The 21,037-nt window shown below is 74.5% G+C and carries 18 protein-coding genes and 2 pseudogenes; 9 read left to right on the forward strand and 11 right to left on the reverse strand.

What is annotated here, in order from left to right; translation table 11 throughout:
• Window positions 1-12 precede the first annotated feature (12 nt).
• From R6Y94_RS12970 to R6Y94_RS12985, 4 genes are all read right to left on the reverse strand, one after another.
• Window positions 13-582: a dihydrofolate reductase family protein gene (locus R6Y94_RS12970; protein ID WP_318396042.1), complete on the reverse strand. Its 570-nt coding sequence runs from the start codon at window positions 580-582 to the stop codon at window positions 13-15.
• A gap of 209 nt (window positions 583-791) precedes the next feature.
• The gene (locus R6Y94_RS12975) at window positions 792-1,046 is read right to left on the reverse strand and encodes a Smr/MutS family protein (protein ID WP_318396043.1); all 255 of its coding nucleotides are present in this window, start codon (window positions 1,044-1,046) and stop codon (window positions 792-794) included.
• Between the two features lie 91 nt (window positions 1,047-1,137).
• Complete coding sequence (locus R6Y94_RS12980) at window positions 1,138-1,506, reverse strand: tetratricopeptide repeat protein (RefSeq protein WP_318396044.1); 369 nt, start codon at window positions 1,504-1,506, stop codon at window positions 1,138-1,140.
• A gap of 302 nt (window positions 1,507-1,808) precedes the next feature.
• Window positions 1,809-2,567 (reverse strand): ROK family protein, encoded by a 759-nt coding sequence (locus R6Y94_RS12985; RefSeq protein WP_318396045.1) that lies wholly within the window; start codon window positions 2,565-2,567, stop codon window positions 1,809-1,811.
• A 64-nt stretch (window positions 2,568-2,631) separates the two neighbouring features.
• Between R6Y94_RS12985 and R6Y94_RS12990 the strand changes: the two genes are divergently transcribed.
• The 5 genes and pseudogenes from R6Y94_RS12990 (at window position 2,632) to R6Y94_RS13010 (ending at window position 6,871) form a co-directional block, all read left to right on the forward strand.
• On the forward strand, window positions 2,632-4,269 hold the full coding sequence (locus tag R6Y94_RS12990; protein WP_318396046.1) for an ABC-F family ATP-binding cassette domain-containing protein: 1,638 nt from the start codon (window positions 2,632-2,634) through the stop codon (window positions 4,267-4,269).
• Between the two features lie 59 nt (window positions 4,270-4,328).
• Window positions 4,329-4,577 (forward strand): annotated as a pseudogene (locus tag R6Y94_RS12995) (hypothetical protein); the annotation flags it as partial.
• Between the two features lie 150 nt (window positions 4,578-4,727).
• Window positions 4,728-5,450 (forward strand): methyltransferase domain-containing protein, encoded by a 723-nt coding sequence (locus R6Y94_RS13000; RefSeq protein WP_318396048.1) that lies wholly within the window; start codon window positions 4,728-4,730, stop codon window positions 5,448-5,450.
• 122 nt (window positions 5,451-5,572) lie between these two features.
• Window positions 5,573-6,505: an NADP-dependent oxidoreductase gene (locus R6Y94_RS13005; protein WP_318396049.1), complete on the forward strand. Its 933-nt coding sequence runs from the start codon at window positions 5,573-5,575 to the stop codon at window positions 6,503-6,505.
• 78 nt (window positions 6,506-6,583) lie between these two features.
• The gene (locus R6Y94_RS13010) at window positions 6,584-6,871 is read left to right on the forward strand and encodes a YciI family protein (protein ID WP_318396050.1); all 288 of its coding nucleotides are present in this window, start codon (window positions 6,584-6,586) and stop codon (window positions 6,869-6,871) included.
• Between the two features lie 52 nt (window positions 6,872-6,923).
• On the opposite strand, the gene R6Y94_RS13015 is transcribed toward R6Y94_RS13010, so the two are convergent.
• Window positions 6,924-7,766, reverse strand: a complete 843-nt coding sequence (locus R6Y94_RS13015) for an alpha/beta hydrolase (protein ID WP_318396051.1) — start codon at window positions 7,764-7,766, stop codon at window positions 6,924-6,926.
• 144 nt (window positions 7,767-7,910) lie between these two features.
• Between R6Y94_RS13015 and R6Y94_RS13020 the strand changes: the two genes are divergently transcribed.
• The 4 genes from R6Y94_RS13020 to R6Y94_RS13035 all read left to right on the forward strand — a co-directional run bounded on the left by R6Y94_RS13020 (window position 7,911) and on the right by R6Y94_RS13035 (window position 12,001).
• Entirely contained in the window at window positions 7,911-8,699 is a 789-nt protein-coding gene (locus tag R6Y94_RS13020) for a TetR/AcrR family transcriptional regulator (protein WP_318396052.1), read from the forward strand.
• A gap of 44 nt (window positions 8,700-8,743) precedes the next feature.
• On the forward strand, window positions 8,744-10,030 hold the full coding sequence (locus R6Y94_RS13025; RefSeq protein ID WP_318396053.1) for an MFS transporter: 1,287 nt from the start codon (window positions 8,744-8,746) through the stop codon (window positions 10,028-10,030).
• A gap of 241 nt (window positions 10,031-10,271) precedes the next feature.
• Complete coding sequence (locus R6Y94_RS13030; RefSeq protein WP_318396054.1) at window positions 10,272-11,045, forward strand: DUF6071 family protein; 774 nt, start codon at window positions 10,272-10,274, stop codon at window positions 11,043-11,045.
• A complete protein-coding gene (locus R6Y94_RS13035) occupies window positions 11,042-12,001 on the forward strand; it encodes a glycosyltransferase family 2 protein (RefSeq protein WP_318396055.1) in 960 nt (319 codons plus the stop codon). Before R6Y94_RS13030 ends, R6Y94_RS13035 begins: the two co-directional genes overlap by 4 nt.
• 69 nt (window positions 12,002-12,070) lie before the next feature.
• Here R6Y94_RS13035 and R6Y94_RS13040 read toward each other — a convergent pair.
• The 6 genes and pseudogenes from R6Y94_RS13040 to R6Y94_RS13065 form a co-directional block, all read right to left on the reverse strand.
• Window positions 12,071-13,030 (reverse strand): annotated as a pseudogene (locus R6Y94_RS13040) (Gfo/Idh/MocA family protein); the annotation flags it as partial.
• 26 nt (window positions 13,031-13,056) lie between these two features.
• The gene (locus R6Y94_RS13045) at window positions 13,057-13,977 is read right to left on the reverse strand and encodes a sugar phosphate isomerase/epimerase family protein (protein ID WP_318396056.1); all 921 of its coding nucleotides are present in this window, start codon (window positions 13,975-13,977) and stop codon (window positions 13,057-13,059) included.
• Complete coding sequence (locus R6Y94_RS13050) at window positions 13,977-14,984, reverse strand: Gfo/Idh/MocA family oxidoreductase (protein WP_318396057.1); 1,008 nt, start codon at window positions 14,982-14,984, stop codon at window positions 13,977-13,979. The genes R6Y94_RS13045 and R6Y94_RS13050 overlap by 1 nt, the downstream gene beginning before the upstream one ends.
• Window positions 14,981-16,429 (reverse strand): hypothetical protein, encoded by a 1,449-nt coding sequence (locus tag R6Y94_RS13055; protein WP_318396058.1) that lies wholly within the window; start codon window positions 16,427-16,429, stop codon window positions 14,981-14,983. The genes R6Y94_RS13050 and R6Y94_RS13055 overlap by 4 nt, the downstream gene beginning before the upstream one ends.
• Window positions 16,426-18,891: an ROK family protein gene (locus tag R6Y94_RS13060; protein ID WP_318396059.1), complete on the reverse strand. Its 2,466-nt coding sequence runs from the start codon at window positions 18,889-18,891 to the stop codon at window positions 16,426-16,428. The genes R6Y94_RS13055 and R6Y94_RS13060 overlap by 4 nt, the downstream gene beginning before the upstream one ends.
• Entirely contained in the window at window positions 18,888-21,035 is a 2,148-nt protein-coding gene (locus tag R6Y94_RS13065; RefSeq protein WP_318396060.1) for a sedoheptulose 7-phosphate cyclase, read from the reverse strand. The genes R6Y94_RS13060 and R6Y94_RS13065 overlap by 4 nt, the downstream gene beginning before the upstream one ends.
• Window positions 21,036-21,037: the final 2 nt, after the last annotated feature.

Consider the following 21,037-nt stretch of genomic DNA (forward strand, 5'->3'; position numbering starts at 1 on the left):
CGGCCGCCGGGCCTACTTGGGTACGTAGATGTGCACGACGATGCCGGAGTCGAAGCGCTCGACGTCGGCGAGCTTCAGGTGGGTGGTGTCGAATCCGGCGCCCTCGAAGAGGTGCTTGCCGGCGCCGACGACGACCGGGAAATACCAGAAGTGGAACTCGTCGACCAGGCCGTGCTGCACCAGCGTGCGGTCCAGCTCGCCGGTGCCCCACTTCAGAATGTTCCGGCCGGGCTGCTCCTTCAGCTTGGCGACCTCCTCGGCCACGTCACCCTGCAGCAGGGTGGCGTTCCAGGTGGTCTCGGTGAGGGTGCGCGAGGCGACGTACTTCGGCATCGCGTTCATCACGTCGGCGTGCGGGTCGCCGGCCCGGGACGACCACGCCTCGGCGAACCCCTCGTACGTCACCCGGCCCAGCAGCATGGCGTCCCCGGAGTCCATCAGTTTCTGGGCGTAGCCGGCGTGGGCGGCGTCCCAGTACGGCTGGCCCCAGTGTTGCGGCTGCGCCCGGGACGCGGTGGACGGGCGGGTGTCGTCAATGATCCCGTCCAGCGAAACGAAGGTCGACTCGACGATCTTGCGCATGGTCTCTGCTCCCTGTGGTCTCTGCCGGCGCTCCTCGTTGCCGCCCGCGGATGACCTCACTCTGCCGCCCGCCCCTTACGGTTTCCTTCCGCTGCTCCTACCGTGCCGGCCACACCGGGTGCACCAGGTCGCAGAGCTTCGACGGGCTGCCGCGGGGCGTCGGACGGGGAGGGCGATGGGATTGAATGCACCTCTTGACCGTGTCGCCGTTACTTCCAGCGGAAGTGTACGAAGAGGCGGCCGAAGTTCTTGGAGTCCTTCTCGACCCGGTGGTAGAGCTGCTTGATCTCCTTCTGGTCGAGGAAGCGCAGCACCCGCTTCTTGAGCTGCCCCGACCCCTTGCCCGCAATGATCTCGACCATCGTCGCCTTCTTGGCCACCGCCTCGTCCATGATCCCGCGCAGCGCCCGGTCGATGTCCTGGCCACGGTTGAAGATGTCGTGCAGGTCGAGCTTGAGCTTCATCGGCGGGTCACCGGCCGGGCAGCGTCCATGGCACCCGATCGTAGGCGGAGCCGCCGGGCGGTGCCGCTGCCCGGCGCGCCGCTGCGACGGGTCACCGCCGACCGCCGACCCGGGTCTCGACCCGCTCCAGGGCGATCCGGTAGTCGTTGTTCTCCGCGTACATCGCGGCGGCGATCCGGAGGTGCCGCAGGGCCTCCTCCGGGCGGCCGACCCGTTCCAGGGTGCGGCCCAGCACGTGGTGCGCGTAGTGGTCGCTCGGGTCGCGCTGCACCAGCGTACGCAACTGCTCCTCGGCCCGGGCGAGCTGCGCCGACTGGAAGTACGCGCGGGCGAGCAACTGCCGCACGGAGGCGTTGTCGGGCTCGGCCTCGACGATGGGCTCCAGCAACCGGGCAGCTCCGGACGGGTCCCCGGTCTCGAAGTACATGGTCGCCCGCCGGTACTCGGCCAGAAGATCCACTAGACCCACCTCCTCATGTCGCGATACTTCCCCCCGACGCTGGCACAACACCGCCAGTACCGCGACTGTTCCGATCGACGAGATCACGACGGCAGGATGTGACGGTCCGCCGCTGTACGTACCCGAATGGGCCAGTATTCGGAGAGCGCTGGGCGGGCACCTCCCTGTTACCCGTGATACCGCGGAGTCATCATGATGACTCCGCGGTATCACGCTCGTCCGACATATGCCGGCCAGCGGGTCCGGCACCGGGCCCGAGGTACAGCGGCCTCCACCGCGCCGCCGGGGTGAGCGAGGTCCGGTCAGCCCCGGCGGGTGCCCAGCTCCCAGGCGCGTACCCCGCCGAGGATGCCGGCGCTGTTCGGCACCACCACCACGTCGTCGCCCATCCGGGCCAACTGCTCCGGGCGGACCAGCCGGGAGTTGCCGCCGCCCAGATAGAGCCGGTCCCAGAGGAAGACCGGGCGCAGCCCGTCCACCACCCCCCGGACCCGGCGCGACCAGAAGGCGTCGCCGAGCCGGCGCCGCTCGTGCTCGCCGATGTAGGTGTCGTAGCTCATCCCCCACCGGACCGGTGCCTGGGACAGCTCCAGGTGCGGGGCGAGCAGCCCGCCGTCGAAGAGCGCGCAGCCCAGCCCGGTGCCGAGGGTCAGCACCAGTTCCAGGCCGGTCCCGGCGACCACCCCGGCGCCGTGCACCTCGGCGTCGTTGAGCACCAGCGTCGGCAGCCCGAACGCGTCGGTGAGCGCGCTGCGCACGTCGAAGCCGGACCACTCGGCGACCAGGTCCGGGTCCGGCTTGGTGCGCGGTCCAGCCCGTGTGACGTAGTGCGGGGTGGCCACCACGACGCCGTGCCGGAGCATCCCGGGCATCCCCACGGTGACCCGGTCGGCCGCCGGCAGCCGGCCGGCGAGCGCGAGCAGCGTCTTGACGAAGAGCGCGGTCGGCAACGGGTACGGGGTCGGCACCCGGAGCGGCCGGGTGCGCATCGTGCCGGCGTCGTCGAGTACGGATGCCTTGATCCCACCGCCGCCGCAGTCGATCGCCAACGTGGTCATCACAGGGATCAGTCTGCTCCTCCACCGCCCGGCCGCACCCGGACGGGCGGATAGGATCTGAGGTCTCATGAGCGCCACACTGATCACCAAGGACCTCGCCGCCGGACACGGCGACCGGGTCCTCTTCGCCGACCTCGAACTCGTCGTCGCCCCCGGTGACGTGGTCGGAGTGGTCGGAGCCAACGGCGCGGGCAAGTCCACGCTGCTGCGTACCCTGGCCGGGCTGCAACCGCTCGAACACGGCACCCTGGCCCTCAACCCGCCGTCGGCGACCGTCGGCCACCTGCCGCAGGAGCCCGACCGGCGGCCGGGCGAGACGGTCCGGGGATTCCTCGGCCGGCGGACCGGGGTGACCGCCGCGCAGGCCGAACTCGACGCGGCGACCGAGGCGCTGACCGACGGCGTCGCCGGAGCCGACGACCGGTACACGACCGCGCTGGAGCGCTGGCTCGCCCTCGGCGGCGCCGACCTGGACGAGCGGGCCGACCAGATCGCCGCCGAGCTGGCCCTGGCGGTCGACCTGGCACAGCCGATGACGGCGCTCTCCGGCGGCCAGGCGGCCCGGGCCGGGCTGGCGTCACTGCTGCTCAGCCGCTACGACATCTTCCTGCTGGACGAGCCGACCAACGATCTCGACCTGGCTGGGCTGGACCGGCTGGAGGAGTTCGTCACCGGACTGCGCGCCGGCACGGTGCTGGTCAGCCACGACCGCGAGTTCCTGACCCGGACGGTGACCCGGGTCCTCGAACTCGACCTGCACCAGCAGCAGGTGCGGCACTACGGCGGCGGCTACGCGGCCTACCTGGAAGAGCGCGAGGTGGCCCGCCGGCACGCCCGCGCCGACTACGAGGAGTACGCCGACACCCGCGCCGCGTTGGAGGCGCGGGCCCGGTCCCAGCGGGCCTGGATGGAGAAGGGTGTCAAGAACGCCCGGCGGAAGGCGACCGACAACGACAAGATCGGCCGGAAGTTCCGCACCGAGGCGACCGAGAAGCAGGCGGCCAAGGCCCGGCAGACCGAACGGCTGATCGAGCGGCTGGACGTGGTCGAGGAGCCGCGCAAGGAGTGGCAACTCAAGATGGAGATCGCCGCCGCGCCCCGGGCCGGCGCGGTGGTGGCGGCGCTGCGCGGCGGGGTCGTCCGGCGCGGCGACTTCACCCTCGGCCCGGTCGACCTCCAGGTGGACTGGGCCGACCGGATGGTGATCACCGGCGCCAACGGCTCCGGGAAGTCGACTCTGCTGGCGGCCCTGCTGGGTCGGCTGCCACTGGACACCGGGCACGCCTCGCTCGGTCCCGGCGTGGTGGTCGGCGAGGTCGACCAGGCCCGGGGGCTCTTCGTCGGCGGGCAGCCCCTGCTGGACGCCTTCGGCGCCGCCGTACCGGAGCTGAACCCGGCCGACGTGCGGACCCTGCTGGCCAAGTTCGGGCTGCGCGCGGCGCACGTACTGCGGCCCGCCGACACCCTATCGCCGGGTGAGCGGACCCGGGCGGCACTGGCCCTGCTCCAGGCCCGGGGCGTGAACCTGCTGGTCCTGGACGAGCCCACCAACCACCTCGACCTGCCGGCGATCGAGCAGCTCGAATCGGCACTGGAGTCGTACCCGGGGACGCTGCTGCTGGTCACCCACGACCGCCGGATGCTGGAGACGCTCCGGGCCACCCGGCACGTCCGGGTCGACGCCGGCCGGGTCGCCGAGTCCTGAGCACCCCGCCGGCATCGACGGCTGTTTCTTCCGCCGCCCGGCTGGGCAAGAACCACCCCATGCTCAGATGGGAGTACGCCCTGTTGGTGCGCCGGCGCCAGCCCCGGTTGGACGACAGCGGCTGGGAGCTCGCCTACACCTGGTACGGCCCGGACGGTGCCGTGCTCGACGTGTCCCCGTACGGGGACACCGCACTCGCCCACCTCAACCGGGCCGGGGCCCAGGGTTGGGAACTGGTCTCGGTGACCGAGGACGGCAGCCAGCAGGGTAGCGCCGAACTGCACCGCTACCACCTGAAACGGGTACTCCGCCCGGTCGCGTCCCGGCCGAGGCTGCGCAACCTGCGGGCCGGCCGGCGCGCCACCACCGGCTGACCCCTCGGCCCACCGATCGCCGGAGGCAGGGCCGGGCCAGGCGTAGACCGGCCAATTCCGGGTAGCCCCGGCCGGGAGGTGGTGATGGTCGCGCAACTGCAGAGGGCGCCCTCCGGCGAACGGTTGCGGGCGATCGACGAGTTCCTCGGCATGGCGTACGCCGACCTCGTCAAGCACGACGACCGGCTGCGTGGCACGGCGGTGGAGGTGCGGTTCGACCGGGGCGTGGCGCACCTGACCGGCGAGGTGGCCGACCGGGACGAGTTGGCGCTGGTCCGGCGGCTCGTCGGCCGGCTCGACGGCGTACTGGCCGTCTGGTCCCGGGTACGGGTGGGTGGGCGCGACCCGGTGGTGATGGATCTCGGCTGCGGCGCCGCCAAGCAGTACCCCGGCAACCTCGGCCTCGACCTGCGGGTGGCGCCGGGGGTGGACGCCCAGGCCGACCTCTCCGGCCCGCTGCCGCTGGCCGGCGACTCGGTCGACGTGATCTTCACGGTGCACATCCTGGAGCACCTGATCGACTTCCTGACCCTGGTCGACGAGTGCCACCGGGTACTCCGGCCCGGCGGCGTACTGCACGTGATGAGCCCCTGGTGGGGGCATGTCAACGCGGTCGCCGACCCGACCCACGTACGCCTGCTCGACGTGCAGACGATCAAGCACATCTGTCAGCGCCATCCCGGCGCGCCCCGGTGGTACCCGCTGCACGCCGGCTGCGACGGCGCGTCGATCTTCGCCGACCTCACCCCGCTGGGCCCGGACGACCCCGGCCCGGACCCCAGCCACCTGGCCCGGTTCTTCGACTGAGCCGGACCGGTCCGGAAATAGGGGCATCCGGCGAGCTGGAAGGCATGTAGCGGAGCCCGGCGGGAATGCACCGATGTCGGATCGGGCGAGCGTTCGGGGAGGGCCGGTAGATGCGTGCCGTCATGTCTGAGTCGTTTGGGGCGATGCCGGAGGTCCGGGAGATGCCGGAGCCGACGCCCGGTGACGGCGAGGTGAAGATCGAGGTACAGGCCTCCTCCCTGAACGGCTTCGACGCCAAACTGGCCGGAGGCTTTCTGGCCGGCGAGATCGAGCACCAGTTCCCGGTGGTGCTCGGCCGGGACTTCGCCGGCATCGTGACCGAGGTCGGGCGGGGCGTCAGCGGCTTCATGCCCGGCGAGAAGGTCTTCGGGGTGGTGACCAAGCCCGCGCTCGGCGACGGCTCGTTCGGCGAGTACGTGGTCGTGCCGGAGGAGATCGGCCTCGCGCCGCTGCCGGCCGGGCTCGACTACCGGGCCGCCGGCGTACTCGGCCTGGCCGGGGTCGCCGCACTGGCCAGCGTGGACGCGGTCGCCCCGGTGCACGGCGAGACGCTGCTGATCTCGGGAGCCACCGGCGGGGTCGGCCACTACGCCGTCCAGCTCGCCGCCGCGCGGGGCGCGACGGTGATCGCCACCGCCGAGGCCGGACCCGCCGCCGACCTGCTGCACGAACTCGGCGCCGCGCACACCGTGGACCACCGGGCCGATCTGGCCGCACAGGTCCGGCAGCTCGCCCCGGACGGGGTGGACAGCGCGGTGCACCTGGCCGGCGACCCGGAGCTGATCGCCGACCTGATCACCCCCGGCGGCCGGTTCTCCTCCACCCTCGGGGTGGACCCGGAACAGCTCGGCGACCGGGCGTTGAACGTCACGGCGGTCGACGCGATCCCGGACCGGATCGTGCTCGACCACATCGCCACCGAGGCCGCCGCCGACCGGCTGCGCCCGTCCATCGCCCGCACCTACCTGTTGGACGAGGTCCCGCAGGCGTTCGCCGACTTCAACAACAGCGGTACCGTCGGCAAGCTCGCCGTGGCGATCGGCTCGGCCGGATAGCGGCGCGACGCGCCGAACCGCACCGTCAGGTATCAGCGGTTACTGCGACGGCCCCCGGGCCGGTCGTAGGGTCTGCACATGATCGTTGTGGAACTGCGCTTCGCCGGCGACCCCGCGGCCCGGCTGGCCGCCCGGCCGGCCCACCGGGAACTCCTGGCCCGACTGCACGCCGACGGCGCTCTGCTGGCGGCCGGGCCGTGGGCGGACGACTCGGGCGCGCTGCTGCTCTTCGACGCGGACGAGTCGACGGTACGGCGGGCCCTCGACGTCGACCCCTACTACCGGACGCCCGGGGTCAGCGTGGTCGCGGTACGGTCCTGGACACCGGTGGTCGGCGGCCCGGCGGCGGCTGGCGGCGCGGCCTGAACCACGCCGTCCGGTACCGGTGCGGGCCGCGCGGCCGGAACCGGTCCGCCCGCTACCGGCCGGGCTGCGGCTGCCCGGACTTCGCCGCCTGTACGGCCCAGTTGAGCGCGTAGTCGGCGACCTCCTCCCAACCGGGCTGGCCCACCGTGTAGTGCGGCCGGCCGGGAAACTCCTTGTATCCGGTGACCGCGCTCGACTTCCGGTACCGCCCGGCGGTCGCCTTCGTCACCGACGGCGGCACCACGTGGTCTGCGCCGCCGGCGATCAGCAGCAGCGGTGCCCGGCGCTCGTTGCCGAAGTCCACCCGCAGCGCGGCCCGGGGGTTCAGGTTCGCCAGCGCCGCCTCGAACAGCACGTGCCCGGCGGCCGGTACGTGGTAGCGCCGGTAGACCCGCTCCGCGTCGGCCCGGGACATCGTGTTGGCGAAGGCGTAGTGGAACTCGGCCAAGCTCAGCGGTACGGCCCGGTGCCGGTTCGCCGGGTTGCGCAGCACCGGCAGGCTGGCCCTGAGGGTGGAGAGCGGGAGCCGGACCACCCCCTTGACCGCCGCCGGGTCGATCGCCACTGCGGCCGCGCCCAGTCCACGGTCCAGCAGCATCTGGGCGAACGCGCCGCCGAACGAGTGCCCCATGATGATCGGCGGGGTGGGCAGGTCGCGGATGATCCGTTCGTAGTGGTCGACGATCCGACCCGAGGTCAGCTCCGCGATCGATCCGGAGTCGCGGCGCAACGCCTCGACGTCGGAGTCCATGCCGGGCCAGGCCGGCGTCAGCACCTCGAACCCGGCGTTCCGGTACCGGTCGGCCCAGTGCTCCCAACTTCGGGAGGTCAGCCACAGGCCGTGGATCAGCACGATGGTGTCGGGTCGGGTCGGTTCGACGGGTAGGAGGGGCATGATCTCCTCTTCCGGCGCGATGTTCTCTTCCGGCGTGCTGGGCAGCCACTTCCGGGCCTGCCGTCGGATACCCCTGACCGGCTGCGGCAACCCGGCAGACTTCGGCGTACGTTGTAAGGAATTCAGGCCGGGGAGAATGACGAGGTGACGACGGAGTACAGCGGCAGTGGCGACCCGAAGCGGAGCATGGAGCTGCTCTGGGGCGTACCCGATCGCCCTCGGCGGGGTCCGAAACCCAAGCTCACGGTGGACCGGATAGTCCGGGCGGCCATCGAAATCGCCGACCGCGAGGGGCTGGCGGGCCTGTCCATGCGACGGGTCGCCGACGAACTCGGCGTCACCGCGATGTCCCTCTACACCTACGTGCCGGGCAAGGCCGAGCTGATCGACGTGATGCTCGATACCGTGCACGCCCGGACCGCCCGACCGGACGACGACCAGGGCGACTGGCGGAGCCGGCTGGAACGGCTGGCCCGGGAGAACTGGGACCGCTACCGCCGGCACCCCTGGCTGCTCCAGGTCTCGACCAGCCTCCCGGTGCTCGGCCCCAACTCGGTGGCCAAGTACGACCGCGAACTCACCGCCGTCGCCGGGCTCGGCCTGACCGACATCGAGATGGACTTCCTGGTCGGCCTGGTCGCCGACTACGTACACGGCGCGGTACGCGGCGCAGTGGAGGCCGCCCAGGTGCAGCAACGCGCCGGGATGACCGTCCAGGAGTGGTGGGAGCGCTTCGCACCACTGCTGGAGCAGGTGTTCGATCCCGAGCGGTATCCCGTGGCGGCCCGGGTCGGCGCGGCGGCCGGTGCCGAGCACAGTGCGCCGGCCGACCCGGCCCGCTCGTTCGAGTTCGGGCTGCAACGGGTGCTGGACGGCATCGAGGCGTTCGTGCGGGCCCGGGCCGCCGAGCAGGGGCTTGCCGAGCGACCGTGACGGGTGTTGGCTGAGATCCCTTCCGGTTCCGTTGGGGGGTCTCCGTGCCGCCGCTGTCCCTCGACGACCCCGCCGCGCTGCGCCGTGGCCGGGTCGCGGTGTCGCTACTGTTCCTGCTCTTCGGGATGGCCATCGGCACCTGGACGGCCCGGATCCCTGCGGTCAAGGAGGAGCTGGGACTGACCGACGGCCAGCTCAGCGTGGGCCTGCTCGGGCTCGCCGCCGGCGCCATCACCGGGATGCAGCTCACCGGGCGCCTGGTCGACCGGTACGGCAGCGCCCGGGTGATGCTGCCGGTCGCCTTCGCCGAGGGCGGTTGCCTGCTGCTGCCCGGCTACGCCGTCAACCTCGCCACGCTGGCCGGGGCACTCTTCGTCTTCGGTACGGTGCACGGCACCCTGAACATCGCGATGAACGCCAACGCGGTCGAGGTGGAGCGGGCGCGGCGCCGCCCGATGCTCTCGTCGTGCCACGCGGTCTACAGCATCGGCGGCTTCCTCGGTGCGGCAATCGGCGGTCTTTTCGCCCGCGCCGACGCAGATGTCACCACCACCTTCTGGACGACCGCACTGGTCGCGCTGGGTCTCGCCGCCTGGGCCGCCCGTTGGGCCCTGCCGCAGGCCGGGCACGCCGCGACACCGCCGGCCGCACCATCACCTCCGGCCGCCGCGCCGACGATCACCGCGCCTTCCGCCGGCGTACCGGAACCGGCCGGCGAGCGGCGGTCCGGGGAGCGGCGGGAGCCGCCGGGCGTGCTGTTCCTCGGTGTACTGGCGTTCTGCTGCCTGGTCGGCGAGGGCGCCGCCGCCGACTGGAGCACGGTCTACCTTCGGGACAGCCTGGGCAGCGGCCCGGGCTTCGCCGCGGCCGCGTTCGCGGCCTTCTCGATCATGATGACCGCGGGTCGGCTCGTCGGCGACCGGCTGGCCGCCGCCCTCGGGCCGGTGGTCCTGGTACGCGGCTGCGGGATCCTCGCCGCCGTCGGGCTCGGCGGCGCGCTGCTGGTCGACCACCCGGTCGCCGGGCTGCTCGGGTTCGGCTGTCTCGGCGCCGGCCTCTCCTGCATCGCGCCGCAGGTCTTCTCGGCCGCCGGTAACCGGAACCCGAGCCAGGCCGGCCGGGCGCTGGCCCGGGTCGCCGGCCTGGGCTATCTGGGCTTCCTCGTCGGGCCGGTGGTGATCGGCGGCGCCGCCGAATTGATCGGGCTGCCCCGCGCCCTGGCGCTGCCGGCCCTGCTCGCGCTCTTCGTCGCGCTCGCCGCCGGAGCGGTCCGCCCCCGGCCGGGACGGCCGCACCCCGCCGAACCGGTCAGCTCGGACCCACAGTCCTGACCTCGGACCGGTGCTCCTCGCCGGCCAGGCGACGCGGCAGATATCGAGACCCCCGACAGCTCCCGGGGGACTGCGACCTGGGGCGGGCGCATCGCCTTCCTCGGCGCGGGCCCCCGAATCGGCCGGGTCAGCGCCCCCGGTTGCCCGCCCCGGCGGCACTGGATATATTTACCTTCGTCGTCATGTGGGAGCGTTCCCAGGACGGTGGGCCAGCGAGCGCGGACGGGGTGAGGTCGGCGGCATGAGCACGATCCGGCTGCTCGTGGTGAACGGCTGCAGCTTCGCCCGGGGTGCCGAACTGGCCGAGCCGGAGCGGGACGCCTGGCCGGCCGTACTCGGCCGGGAACTCGGCATCGGCGTGGTCAACCTGGCCTGCGACGGCGGCTCCAACCGGCGGGCCGTCCGGACCACGGTGCAGCACCTGGAATCGATCCGGGCGGCGCACGGGGTCGGGTACGACCAGCTCCTCTTCGTCAACATGTGGACCGCGTTGAGCCGCAACGAATACCACGACAGCGAAAACGAGGACGGGCCGGTCCGCCCCGACCTCGGGGTACGCCCGGCGCTCCCCGGCGAGTTGCACTGGCAGCGGGTGGCCGACTGGAAGGCCGCCGAGGGGGACAAGCCGTCGAAGGCGTACCTCCGGCACCTGTTCAGCACCACCGGCGAGACGGTCAACTTCTTCGTGGACTGGCTGCTGCTGGAGCACCACCTCACCGGTCGCGGCGTACCGAGCCGGTTCGCGTTCGCCTGGGAGATCCTGCCCGACCCGATCCCGGCCGAGGCGGTACCGGTGATGCGCGCGCTCCGCGCCGACCTGGTCTTCGGAGCGCTGCCGCCCCGACCGGAGGAGACGTTCCGGGAGATGGTCTTCGGCCGGGTGCCGTTCGGCGACTGGGACCATCCGCTCCGGGAGGGGCACCGGCACTTCGCCGCCGCGATGTTGCGCTGGCTCGACGGCGACGAGCGGCTGCGCTTTCCACTGAGCGGACGGAGCGGACGGAGGGGCCGATGACCGTACAACCGATGACCGTACGGCCGACGACCGTACGGCCGACGACCGCGGCCGGGCCCGGCACGGTGGCGGATCCGGACGGGCCGGCCGGCCCCGGGCTGGTCTCGGTGATCATGCCGGCCCGCAACGGCGCCGCGACGATCGGCGCGCAGCTGGCGGCGCTGGCCCGGCAGACCTACTCCGGACGCTGGGAACTCGTCGTGGTCGACAACGGCTCCACCGACGGTACGCCCGAACTGGTCGCCGCCAACGCCGGCCGGTTGCCCGGGCTCCGGCTGCACCGGGCGGGCGCCCGGGCCGGCACCAGCTATGCCCGCAACGAGGGCTGCCGGGTGAGCCGGGGCGAGCTGCTGCTCTTCTGCGACCAGGACGACGTGGTCGCGCCCGGGTGGGTGGCCGAGATGGTACGCGGACTCGCCGAGTTCCCGGCCGTCGGCGGCCACGTCGAACGCCGGCTGCTCAACGACGACGTCTCGCTGGCCACCCGCCCCGAGAAACCGGCCGGATCCCTCCAGTCGGGATTCGACTTCCTCCCGTACGCGCTCGGCGCAAACTGCGGGGTACGCCGGGCCGTCTTCGAGGAGCTGGGCGGCTTCGACCCCGCCTACCGGTACGGCTCGGACGAGGTGAGCTTCTTCTGGCGGGCCCAGCTCGCCGGGTACCCGATCGGGGCGCTGCCGGACGCGGTGGTGCACTACCGGCTGCGTCGCCGGCTCCGGGAGATGGCCCGGCAGTACTACTCGTACGGCCTGAGCCACCCCCGGCTGTACCGCGACTTCGCCGCCGCCGGGCTACCCCGCTCGGTCCGGCCGGCCGCCCGGGAGTGGCGCTGGCTCCTCGGCCACCTGCCCGACCTGGTCCGGTCACGCACGTCCCGGGCCGTCTGGGTGACCCGGTGCGCGATGCGCTGCGGCCGGATCGTCGGGAGCCTGCGCAACCGGGTCGTCTTCCCGTGACCTGGACGGCCAGCCCTCCGCCCCGGCCGGCCGACGGTCCAGCACCGCCGGCGGGTCGTCGTCGGCCGGGTAGCGCACCCCGGTGCGGGCCCGGACCTCGTCCAGGATCCGCAGCACCGCCACGGTGTCGGCCAGGGTGGCGAGCGGGCTCTCGGTCAGCCCGGCCCGCAGGCAGCGCATCACCTCGACCGCCTCGTGCACGAACCCCTCCCCCTGGTAGGGCACCTCGACGATCCGCGGCTCGTCGTCGCCGGAGTGCAGCCTCAGCCGGCCGGGCCGGAAGAACCCCCGGTCCAGCTCGATCCGGCCGGCGCTGCCGCAGACCGTGGCCGTCCACGGCGTGTCGGCGACGATCGAGCAGGAGAGGCTGGCCAGCGCCCCGTCCGGATAGCCCAGCACCAGCGCGGTGGTCTCGTCGACGCCGTACGGGCTCAGCGTGGCGAGCCCGGTGACCGAGTCGGGCACCCCGAGCAGCAGGTGGGCCAGGGTCACCGGATAGACCCCGAGGTCCAGCAGGGCACCGCCGCCGAGCGCCGGGTCCCGCAGCCGGTGGCCGGGGTCGACCGGTCCCACCAGGCCGAAGTCCGCCTGCACCAGCCGGGGTACCCCGACCGCGCCGTCCCGGACCAGGGTGACCAGCCGGCGGATCGCCGGTACGCAGCGCATCCACATCGCCTCCATCAGGAAGAGGCCGGCGGAACGGGCCCGGGCCACCAGGTCGACGGCCTGGCCGGCGTTGAGGGTGAACGGCTTCTCGCAGAGCACCGGCCGCCCGGCGTCCAGGCAGAGCGCGGTGGCGGCGTGGTGGCTGGCGTGCGGGGTCGCCACGTACACCACGTCGACCCGGTCGTCGGCGGCGAGCCCGGCCCAACTGCCGTGGGCGTGCGGGATCGCGTACCGGGTGGCGAACCGTTCGGCCGCCTCCCCGGTACGGGAACCGACCGCCACCACCTCGGCGTCCGGCAGCCGCAGCAGGTCCTCGACGAACCGGCCGGCCATCCAGCCGGTGCCGAGCACCCCCCAGCGCACCGGCCGGACGGGTGCCTCCGGCGCGCTCACCGACCGGACCCCGCCGCGGCGGCCAGTGCCGCCGGCCCGGTCGCCAGTTCCCCGGCCGTCTCGGCTGCCGCGTGCCGGCGCGCGAGGTCGGCGCGGAGCGCCAGGCAGTCGCGTACGTAGTCGCCGGCCCGGGCGATCGGTGGATGCGGATCGCCGTCCCCGCAGTACTCGACGCAGATCGCCGGTACGCCGAGCGAGTCCGCCTTGGTGATCCAGGCGTAGTTGTCCAGCACCCCGTCGGCGGTGTCCACGTTGAAGTCGGCCCGCCCGCCGTCCGGGCGCAGGTTCTTCAGGTGGAAGTAGCCGAGCCGGCCGGCGAGCTGGTCGAGCACGGCCGGATCCCGGTCGGCCGGGCTGACCACGTAGGCGTTGCCCGGGTCCGCCGTGGCGACCACGGCCGGATGGTCCACCATCGCCAGCAGCTTCGCGGTGCCGGCCACCGTGTCGTGCACCGAGCCGGGATAGACCTCCACCCCCACCCGTACGCCGTGCCGGGCCGCGTACTCGCCGAGCCGGCGGTAGCCCTCGGCGGCCCGTTCGTAGTGCACCTGTTCGGCCAGGGCGCTGCCGTTGACCCGCCAGTCGTCCGGATCCCGTTCCAGCGTCCCGGACCAGCCGTTGACCAGCTCGATCCCCTGCTCGGCCGCGGCGGAGACGGTCCGCTCGACCAGGGCCAGCGAGGCGGCCCGGGCCGCCGGGTCGTCGCCGACGAAGTCACCGGTGTAGCCGACGCAGTGCACGCCCACCCCGTAGCGCCGACCGAGCGCCGCCGCGGCCGCGACCTCGGTCTCGACCCGGGCCGGATCGAAGTGGAAGTGCACCAGCTCGACGCCGTCCCAGCCGTGCCGGGCCGCGACCGCGAAGACGTGCCGCAGGGGGTACCGGCGGAAGGTGTAGCTGTGCAGGACGAGCTTCATCAGTTCTGCCCTCCGGTCAACGCCAACCGCACTCCGCCGTTGGCGACGCTTCGTTCGAGTGCGTGCAGCACCCGCAGGTCCCGCAGCCCGCGGGCGACACCCACCTCGGCCGGTACCGGCTGCCCCGCCGCGCTGGCGGCGAACGCCCGGTACTGGGCGAGGTACGGATCCACCGGCTCGGGGCGCAGCCAGCGCCGCCCGCCGTCGTCACAGACCAGCACCGATCCGCCGGAGTCCATCGCCCACGAGTTCCGGACCACCAGCAGGCCCCGCTCGCAGACGACGGTGTAGCGCGACACGCCGGTATGCGGCGGCTCGGTGAAGGACGACTCGACCTGGAGCCGCCGCTCCTCGCCGAACCACACGGTCGCCTCGACAAAGATCTCGGTCTGCTCCCGGTCGCCGGCCGGATAGCCGGTGGCCCGGCAGGCGGTCGGGGCCGCGTCGAAGACGTCGACCGCGGTCAGCAGCGGATAGACGGCCAGGTCGCCGAGGCAGCCGAGGCCGCTCTCGGCCCGCCGGTTGCGCCAGTCCCCCTGCCGGTGCCCGAGGTGGCAGGCGGAGATCGACCGGGGCGCGCCGAGCCGCCCGGAGCGGACCAGCTCGACCACCGCCCGGTTGTAGGCGTTGTACCGGGACATGTAGCCGACCATCGCCGGTGCGCCGGAGGCCGTCGCGGCGCGCAGGATCCACTGTCCACCCGCGACGGTGTCGGCGAGCGGCTTCTCCACCAGGGTCGGGATGCCCCGGGCCAGCGCCCGGCAGGCGTACTCGGCGTGCCGCCGGTTGGGCGTGGCCACGTGCACCCCGTCCAGCGGCGTACGCAGGAAGTCCCGGACGTCCGTCCCGGACCAGATCTCCGGCGCCTCGGCGGCCACCGCCCGCAGCGCCGCCTCGTCGCAGTCCAGTACGGCGACCAGGCGCAGGTCGTCGGCGGCCGCGATCGCCGGCAGCAGCGCCCGGCGGGTCAGGAACCCGGCGCCGACGATGCCGATCCGGAACGTCATCGGACCCGCTCCGGTACGCCGTGCCAGTCCAGCAGCAGGCTGCGCGGGGCGAGCGAGCGGTGGGTGGCACCGGCGATCGCGTCCAGGGTGTGCCGTTGGGCCGTGAGCGCACCGTCCAGCGCCGGATCACCGGTGCCGACCGGCCGGGCCGGGTCGAGCAACACCGCCACCCCGACCGAGCGGGTGTGCCAGACCAGTTGATAGGAGTGGTGGTTCCAGCCGCTGCCCTCGTGCACCTCGACGGGGCGGCCGAGCCGCTGCGCCAGCCGCTCCGCCCCGACCGCACCGGCCGAGCGGGCGCCGTAGCCGACGACGTGCACGGCGGTGAGGTCGGGCCGCTGCGCCAGCCAGCCGGCGAGTACCCGGGCCAGTTCGTCACCGCTGGCCACGCCGGCCCCGGCGGGCCGGTCGGCGGCGGTCGGCGTCAGCGGCAGCAGCCGCTTGTAGTGCTGCACCGCGTCGTGGGTGGCGAACCGCAGCCCGTGCCGCACCGCGACGCAGGCGACCAGGGCGGCGACGGCGTAACAGGCGGCCATCGCGGCGGCGACCGCGCCGGCCGGTCCACCGGGCCGGGACAGCCCGGAGATGCCCGCCGCGACGTCGACCGTCAGCGCACCGGAGGCCGGCTCGGCCGCCACGTCCGGCCACGGCCGGAACCGCTCGGACTTGCCGCCCCAACCCTGCCGGGCGGCCTGGAGCGTCCAGAGTCGCAGTCCCGGGCCGGCGCCGGAGGGCAGCCGGAACAGCACCCGGGGGCGGCCGGCCGCCGGCAACCGGGCGGACTCCTCGCCGGCCCACTCGCCGATCGCCCGGGCCGCACCGGCGAACGCCCGGTAGGCGTCGTCGAAGTGCGGCCAGCTCAGCATCCGCGCCGCGAGCAGCGCCGGCACCGAGAGCGGGGCGTGGTAGAGGGCCACCTGGTCGGGCCCGCCGCCCACCGAGAGGGTGCCGCCACGCTCGCAGAGCCAGGCCGGGGCCGCCCCGCCGGTCCGGTGCCGGGCCAGCGCGAGAGTGGCGGCCAGCAGCCGGGTCTCCCGGGTACGCCCGGAGGCGCTGACCGCGAACCCGGCGACGGCTCCCCGCCCGCCCCACTCGCCGAGTGTCCGGTGCACCGTCGCCGGGTCGAGAGAGTCCAGCACCCGGACCACGGACTGCCCCGGCACCGCCTCGCAGATCGCCCGCAGCCCGAAGGCCCAGCCCCCGGTGCCGGCGAAGACCGCCCGGCGGCAGCCGCGCAGCAGCGTACCGCCGCCCCGTTCGGCGGTGTGCCGGGAGACCCGGAGCCAGGAGGGCGGGCGTACCCAGCCGAGCCGGGGCACTCCGGCGAGGCTGGCCAGCGCGGCGACCGTACCGGCCGGCCCGTGCCGTTCACCGCTGGCGGCCGCCCGCACGTACGCCCACAGCTCGGCGCCGCTCGGCTCGGCTCCCCAGCGCCGGGCGGTCACGGCGTACCCCGTCGGGTCGGTACCGGGCGAGCCGGGGCCACCACCGTGCCGTCGAGCCGGAAGTCGACCACGACCCGCAGCGCCGGGCCGCCGGCGACCGTACCGTGGTCGAGCAGTTCGGTCGCCACGCCCGGCAGCGCGGGCAGCGAGACGAGGTGGCTGACCAGCGGCGCAAGGTCGAGCGCGGGGGCGGCCGGGGAGCTGCCGCCGGTGAGCAGCTCACGGGCCGCGGCGAAGTCGCCGGGCCGACCGCCCCGGGAGCCGACCACGGTGCACCGGCCACCGGCCGGGTTCCGCACCACCCGGCGCCCGCCGCCGGCCCGCACCGGCCCCGGGTCCAGCGCCGTATCGCCGCCGACCCGGAGCAGCCGGCCAGGCCGGAAACCGCCGAACAGGTGCAGGCCGGCCCCGTCCGCCAGCGCCGGCCAGCTCAGTTCGGCCGCCGCCGGCCCGCCGTCACCGGCCACCGCCAGCACGGCCAGCTCGGCGCCCCGGCCGCAGGTGGCCGAGCGGACCCCGGCGGCGAGTCCGGGGGCGAGTGGCAGCACCGCGTCCGGGGCCGGCAGGCCACGCTCGACGGCTGCTCGGAGCCGCCGGTCGGTCCGGGCGGCCACGGTCACCGTACGGGCGCCGCGGGCGCGGGCGACGGCGACGTGCAGCAGGCCGAGTACGCCGGCACCGACGACGAGGACGTCCCGGCCGGCCCAGTCCCCGGCGAGTACCCGGTGCGCCCGCAGCACCGCCGCCAGCGGTTCCAGCAGCACCCACTCCGGGCCGCAGCCCGGCGGTACCCCGACGAGCTGCCCCTGGGCCAGCGCACCGAGGTCGCTGACGAGGAGGTCCCGGAACACTCCGGGCACGTTGTGCCCGAGCTTGAGGTAGTCGTCGGTCGGGTGGTTGGGGTTGAGCGTCACCAGGTCACCGGGGCGCGGGCCGGAGACCGAAGCACCCACCTCGACCACCTCGGCCACGCACTCGTGCCCGAGCACCCCCGGCTCCAGGCCCCGTTCACCGCGCAGGATCTGCAGGTCCGTGGTGCAGAGGCCGGCGTACCTGGGCTTGAGCAGCAGTTGCTCGCGACCGCAGCGCGGCCGGGTGCCGGCGGTCAGGACCAGCCGCGACTCGCCGACCGGCTTGACCACCTCGCGGGTCTCGGCCTGTCGCGCGGCGAGGTAGCCGGCCATCCCGGCCAGGGTGGCGGACCCGGCGTCGTCGGGTACGTGCAGCAGCCCGTCCCGCTCGGCGGCCGTCCAGCCGGAGAACCAGCCGGCGTCGACCCAGAGCCTCGCCAGCCACTCGCGCAGCGCGGTGAACCAGGGTGCGCCGACGCCGTGCGCGAAGCCGCCGACCACCACCACGCAGCAGAGCCCGAGCTGGGCACAGACCTGCAACAGCGCCACCGCGAGGTGCCGGGTCGCCGCGTGCAGCAGCTCGGTGACGAACGCGTCGCCGGTGCGGGCGGCGTCGGCGAGCGCCCGCTCGTCGATCCGGCCCGGATCGCCGCCGACCAGCCGGTGCAGCACCGAACCGGCGAAGTCGGCCGGGTCCCGCCGGGCCCGCCGGACCGCCGCCCGCACCACCGCCGGCCCTGAGCTGTACGCGCAGAGGTCGGCCACCGCGCCGCAGTCGCACCACGGCAGGTCCAGCCCGGCCAGTTGCTCCCGGGCGGCCCGGTCCCCGCCGGCGGCGGCCCGGCCGAGCCGGGTGGCGCCGGCCGGCCCACCGGGTACCGCGTTGAGCCGGCTCGGCTCCACCGGCACGTGCCCGATCTCCCCGCCCAGCCCGGCCGGGTCGGCGAGCACCTTGGCGGTGCCGGGAAGTCGGTCGTCGAAGACCTTGACCGCCACGCCGGTGCTGACGGTAAGCAGGGCGAACCGGCCGAGCCGCCGGTAGTGCCAGGCCGCTGCCGCCACGTCGTTGAGTACGGTCACCCGGGCCCACGGCAGCCGTGCCCGCAGCGCCGCCCGTACGTCGTAGCCGGCCGACTGCGCCTGCCAGAGCACGCTGGCGTCCCGGACCACCCCCTCGGCGGTGACCACCGCACCGAAGGCGACTCCGACCTGCCGCCGGCCGGCGGGCTCGGCGGCCCGGTGCAGCCGGTCGGCCTCCTCGGCGATCCGGTCCAGCAGCTCGTCGCGGACGGCGGCCAGCGGAACGCCCGGCCGGCCGCGCCGGTTCGGGGTGGCGAACCGGACCACCTCGCCGACCAGCCGTCCCGCCTCGGCCAGCGCCAACCGGGTCCAGGTGCCGCCGACGTCGACCACCACGCCCCGCTCCGCCGTCGCGGCAGCATCCGGCCACCCATCCTGCTCCGTCCCCGCCGTCCCACCCGGCCACCGCCGCTGCACCGTCCCCACCGTGCCACCCGGCCGCCGCCGCTGCTCCGTCCCCACCGTCCCGCCCGGCCACCCGTCCTGCTCCGGCACGTGCGCCTGCCCGTCCTGCTCCGTGCGTCCGGTCACGAGCCGCTCCACGCCCGGGCCGGCGCCGCCGGCTCGCCGGCTCCGGTGGTCGGGGTCGGCGTACCGGCCCGGGTTCGCAGCGCCGACCAGGCCCGGTGCAGGTCCGCCGCGCCGATCTCGTCGATCGAGTCGACGAACCCGCCGACCCCGATCCCGACCGGTACGGCCAGGTGCAGTTCACCGCCCTTGTGCGGCAGTACGTGGGTGCGCAGCGCCCGCCACAGCTCGGCGGCGTCGCAGCAGTCGTCGTACGTCGGCAGCCCGATCCGGCGCAGCAGCGTCTCGGCGCGGTCGGCGACGCGGTACGGCAGCCGCCCGGCGGTCACGCCCAGCCGGCAGGAGAGGGCCATCCCGACCGCCACCGCCTCGCCGTGCCGGAGCCGGTAGCCGGACCGCTCCTCCAGCACGTGCCCGAACTCGTGGCCGAAGTCAGCCAGCCGGCGCAGCCGCCGCTCCCAGGGGTTCTCCTCCAGCTCGACCAGCATCGCGGCGACCGCACGCCGGAGCACCTCGTCGAGTACCGGGGCGGCGCGGGGGTCGCGCAGCACGGCGTGGTGCTCCTCGACCAGGGTGAAGAGGCGGGCGTCCCGGACCAGTGCGATCTTGACGATCTCGGCCAGCCCGCACCGGAACTCGGCCTCCGGCAGGGTCGCCAGGAACCCGGCGTCGCAGAGGCAGGCCAGCGGCGGGTGGTACGCCCCGAGCAGGTTCTTCCGGCCGTCCAGGTCGACGCCGACCTTCAGCCCGACCCCCGCGTCGACCAGCCCGACCAGGGTGGTCGGGACGCGCAGGTACGGCGTACCGCCGGGATGGCAGGCCGCGACGTAGCCGACCAGGTCGAGCACGGTCCCGCCGCCGACCGCCAGGATCCGGTCGGCGGGGCCCAGGCCGAGCCGGCGGACCTGCCGCAGCAGCCGGCCGGCGGCGTCGTAGGTCTTGCCCCGGGGCGAGCTGCGCACCGGCAGCACCGTGCAGCCGGCGAGCCGACCCTGCCGGTACCGCCGGGCGAGCGCGTCCCGGACAGCGGCGGTGACGGTCGGCGAGTAGTCGTCCACCACCGCCAGCACCCGGGCACCGGCCGGCAGGTAGCCGGAGAGCACCGGGTTGTCCGGGGCGAGGACCCCGGCGGTGAAGGCGACCCGGTAGCCCAGCTCCCGGATCCGGTGCGCCCGGATCGGTGCCGGCGCCGGCGGCCACCCCGTTCCCGACTCCGACACCGGCACCTCCGACGTCCGCGCGCCCGACACCGGCACCCCCGACGTCCGCGCGCCCGACACCGAAGGCGCCACCGGCACGCCCGACACCGAAGGCTGCACCGGCACTGCGGATGCCGAGGGCACCGGCGGTGCGCCGGATACCGGTGGGGGTGGTGGCCAGATCCGGCCGTCGGCGGGGCCGTGCCGGTGCAGCAGCCGGGCCACCGCGGCCAGCGCCGCCTGCCGGATCAGGGCCGGCTCCGCGACCCGGTCGAGCTGGTCGGCGAGTACGTCGTCGTGGCCGGCGAGGTGGCGGATCGCCGACTCCTCGTCCGGGCGTACCGGGGTGGGATCGGCGAGCAGGGTGTCCATGTCGACCAGCAGTACGGGATCCCGCGTCTCGGCGGCGAGCCCCGGTTCGCCGGCTACCACCCGGGCGCTCCAGTGCAGCGAGGCCAGCAGCGACGTCAACTCGTCGTGCATCCGGACCAGGTGGGCGTACCGGCGGTACATCGCGGCGGCCAGTGCGGTGGTGGCGGTTGCCGGCGGCCCGGCGAGGGAGACGAAGGCGTCCCGCCGGCCGAGCCCGGTCGCGACGGCGGCCCGCACCACCCCGGGTACCGGATCGGGGTTGCCCGGCGCGGCGAGGTCGCCGGCGTCGACCGTCCGGTGCCGGTCGAGCGCACCGCGTTCCCGCCAGTAGCCGAGGTAGGCGTCGAGCCGGCGGCCCTGCTCCGGCCGGTCACAGACGGCGAGGATCCGGCGCGCGCCGCCGAGTGCCCGCAGCAGCGTGGCGTCGCCGGGTCGCCACAGGTTCCGCCGCATCCGCAGCTCGAAGGTGTCGATCAGCTCGGCCCGGAGCGTGTCCTTGCGCCCGGACGGGGACGCCGCCGGCCTGGGCAGGTCGCGGGGCCGGGCCAGGGCCGGAGCCCCGGTGGTCGACGACATCG

It is taken from the genome of Plantactinospora sp. KLBMP9567, assembly GCF_033446045.1.
GTDB lineage: Bacteria > Actinomycetota > Actinomycetes > Mycobacteriales > Micromonosporaceae > Plantactinospora.

What these genes read in the sequence shown, in the direction of transcription:
- R6Y94_RS13045 (WP_318396056.1), bottom strand. Translation starts at nt 13,977, where the DNA reads ATGAAGCTCGTCCTGCACAGCTACACCTTCCGCCGGTACCCCCTGCGG.
- R6Y94_RS13005 (WP_318396049.1), top strand. Translation starts at nt 5,573, where the DNA reads ATGTCTGAGTCGTTTGGGGCGATGCCGGAGGTCCGGGAGATGCCGGAG.
- R6Y94_RS13015 (WP_318396051.1), bottom strand. Translation starts at nt 7,766, where the DNA reads ATGCCCCTCCTACCCGTCGAACCGACCCGACCCGACACCATCGTGCTG.
- R6Y94_RS12975 (WP_318396043.1), bottom strand. Translation starts at nt 1,046, where the DNA reads ATGAAGCTCAAGCTCGACCTGCACGACATCTTCAACCGTGGCCAGGAC.
- R6Y94_RS13065 (WP_318396060.1), bottom strand. Translation starts at nt 21,035, where the DNA reads ATGTCGTCGACCACCGGGGCTCCGGCCCTGGCCCGGCCCCGCGACCTG.
- R6Y94_RS13030 (WP_318396054.1), top strand. Translation starts at nt 10,272, where the DNA reads ATGAGCACGATCCGGCTGCTCGTGGTGAACGGCTGCAGCTTCGCCCGG.
- R6Y94_RS13000 (WP_318396048.1), top strand. Translation starts at nt 4,728, where the DNA reads ATGGTCGCGCAACTGCAGAGGGCGCCCTCCGGCGAACGGTTGCGGGCG.
- R6Y94_RS13010 (WP_318396050.1), top strand. Translation starts at nt 6,584, where the DNA reads ATGATCGTTGTGGAACTGCGCTTCGCCGGCGACCCCGCGGCCCGGCTG.
- R6Y94_RS12970 (WP_318396042.1), bottom strand. Translation starts at nt 582, where the DNA reads ATGCGCAAGATCGTCGAGTCGACCTTCGTTTCGCTGGACGGGATCATT.
- R6Y94_RS13035 (WP_318396055.1), top strand. Translation starts at nt 11,042, where the DNA reads ATGACCGTACAACCGATGACCGTACGGCCGACGACCGTACGGCCGACG.
- R6Y94_RS13050 (WP_318396057.1), bottom strand. Translation starts at nt 14,984, where the DNA reads ATGACGTTCCGGATCGGCATCGTCGGCGCCGGGTTCCTGACCCGCCGG.
- R6Y94_RS12990 (WP_318396046.1), top strand. Translation starts at nt 2,632, where the DNA reads ATGAGCGCCACACTGATCACCAAGGACCTCGCCGCCGGACACGGCGAC.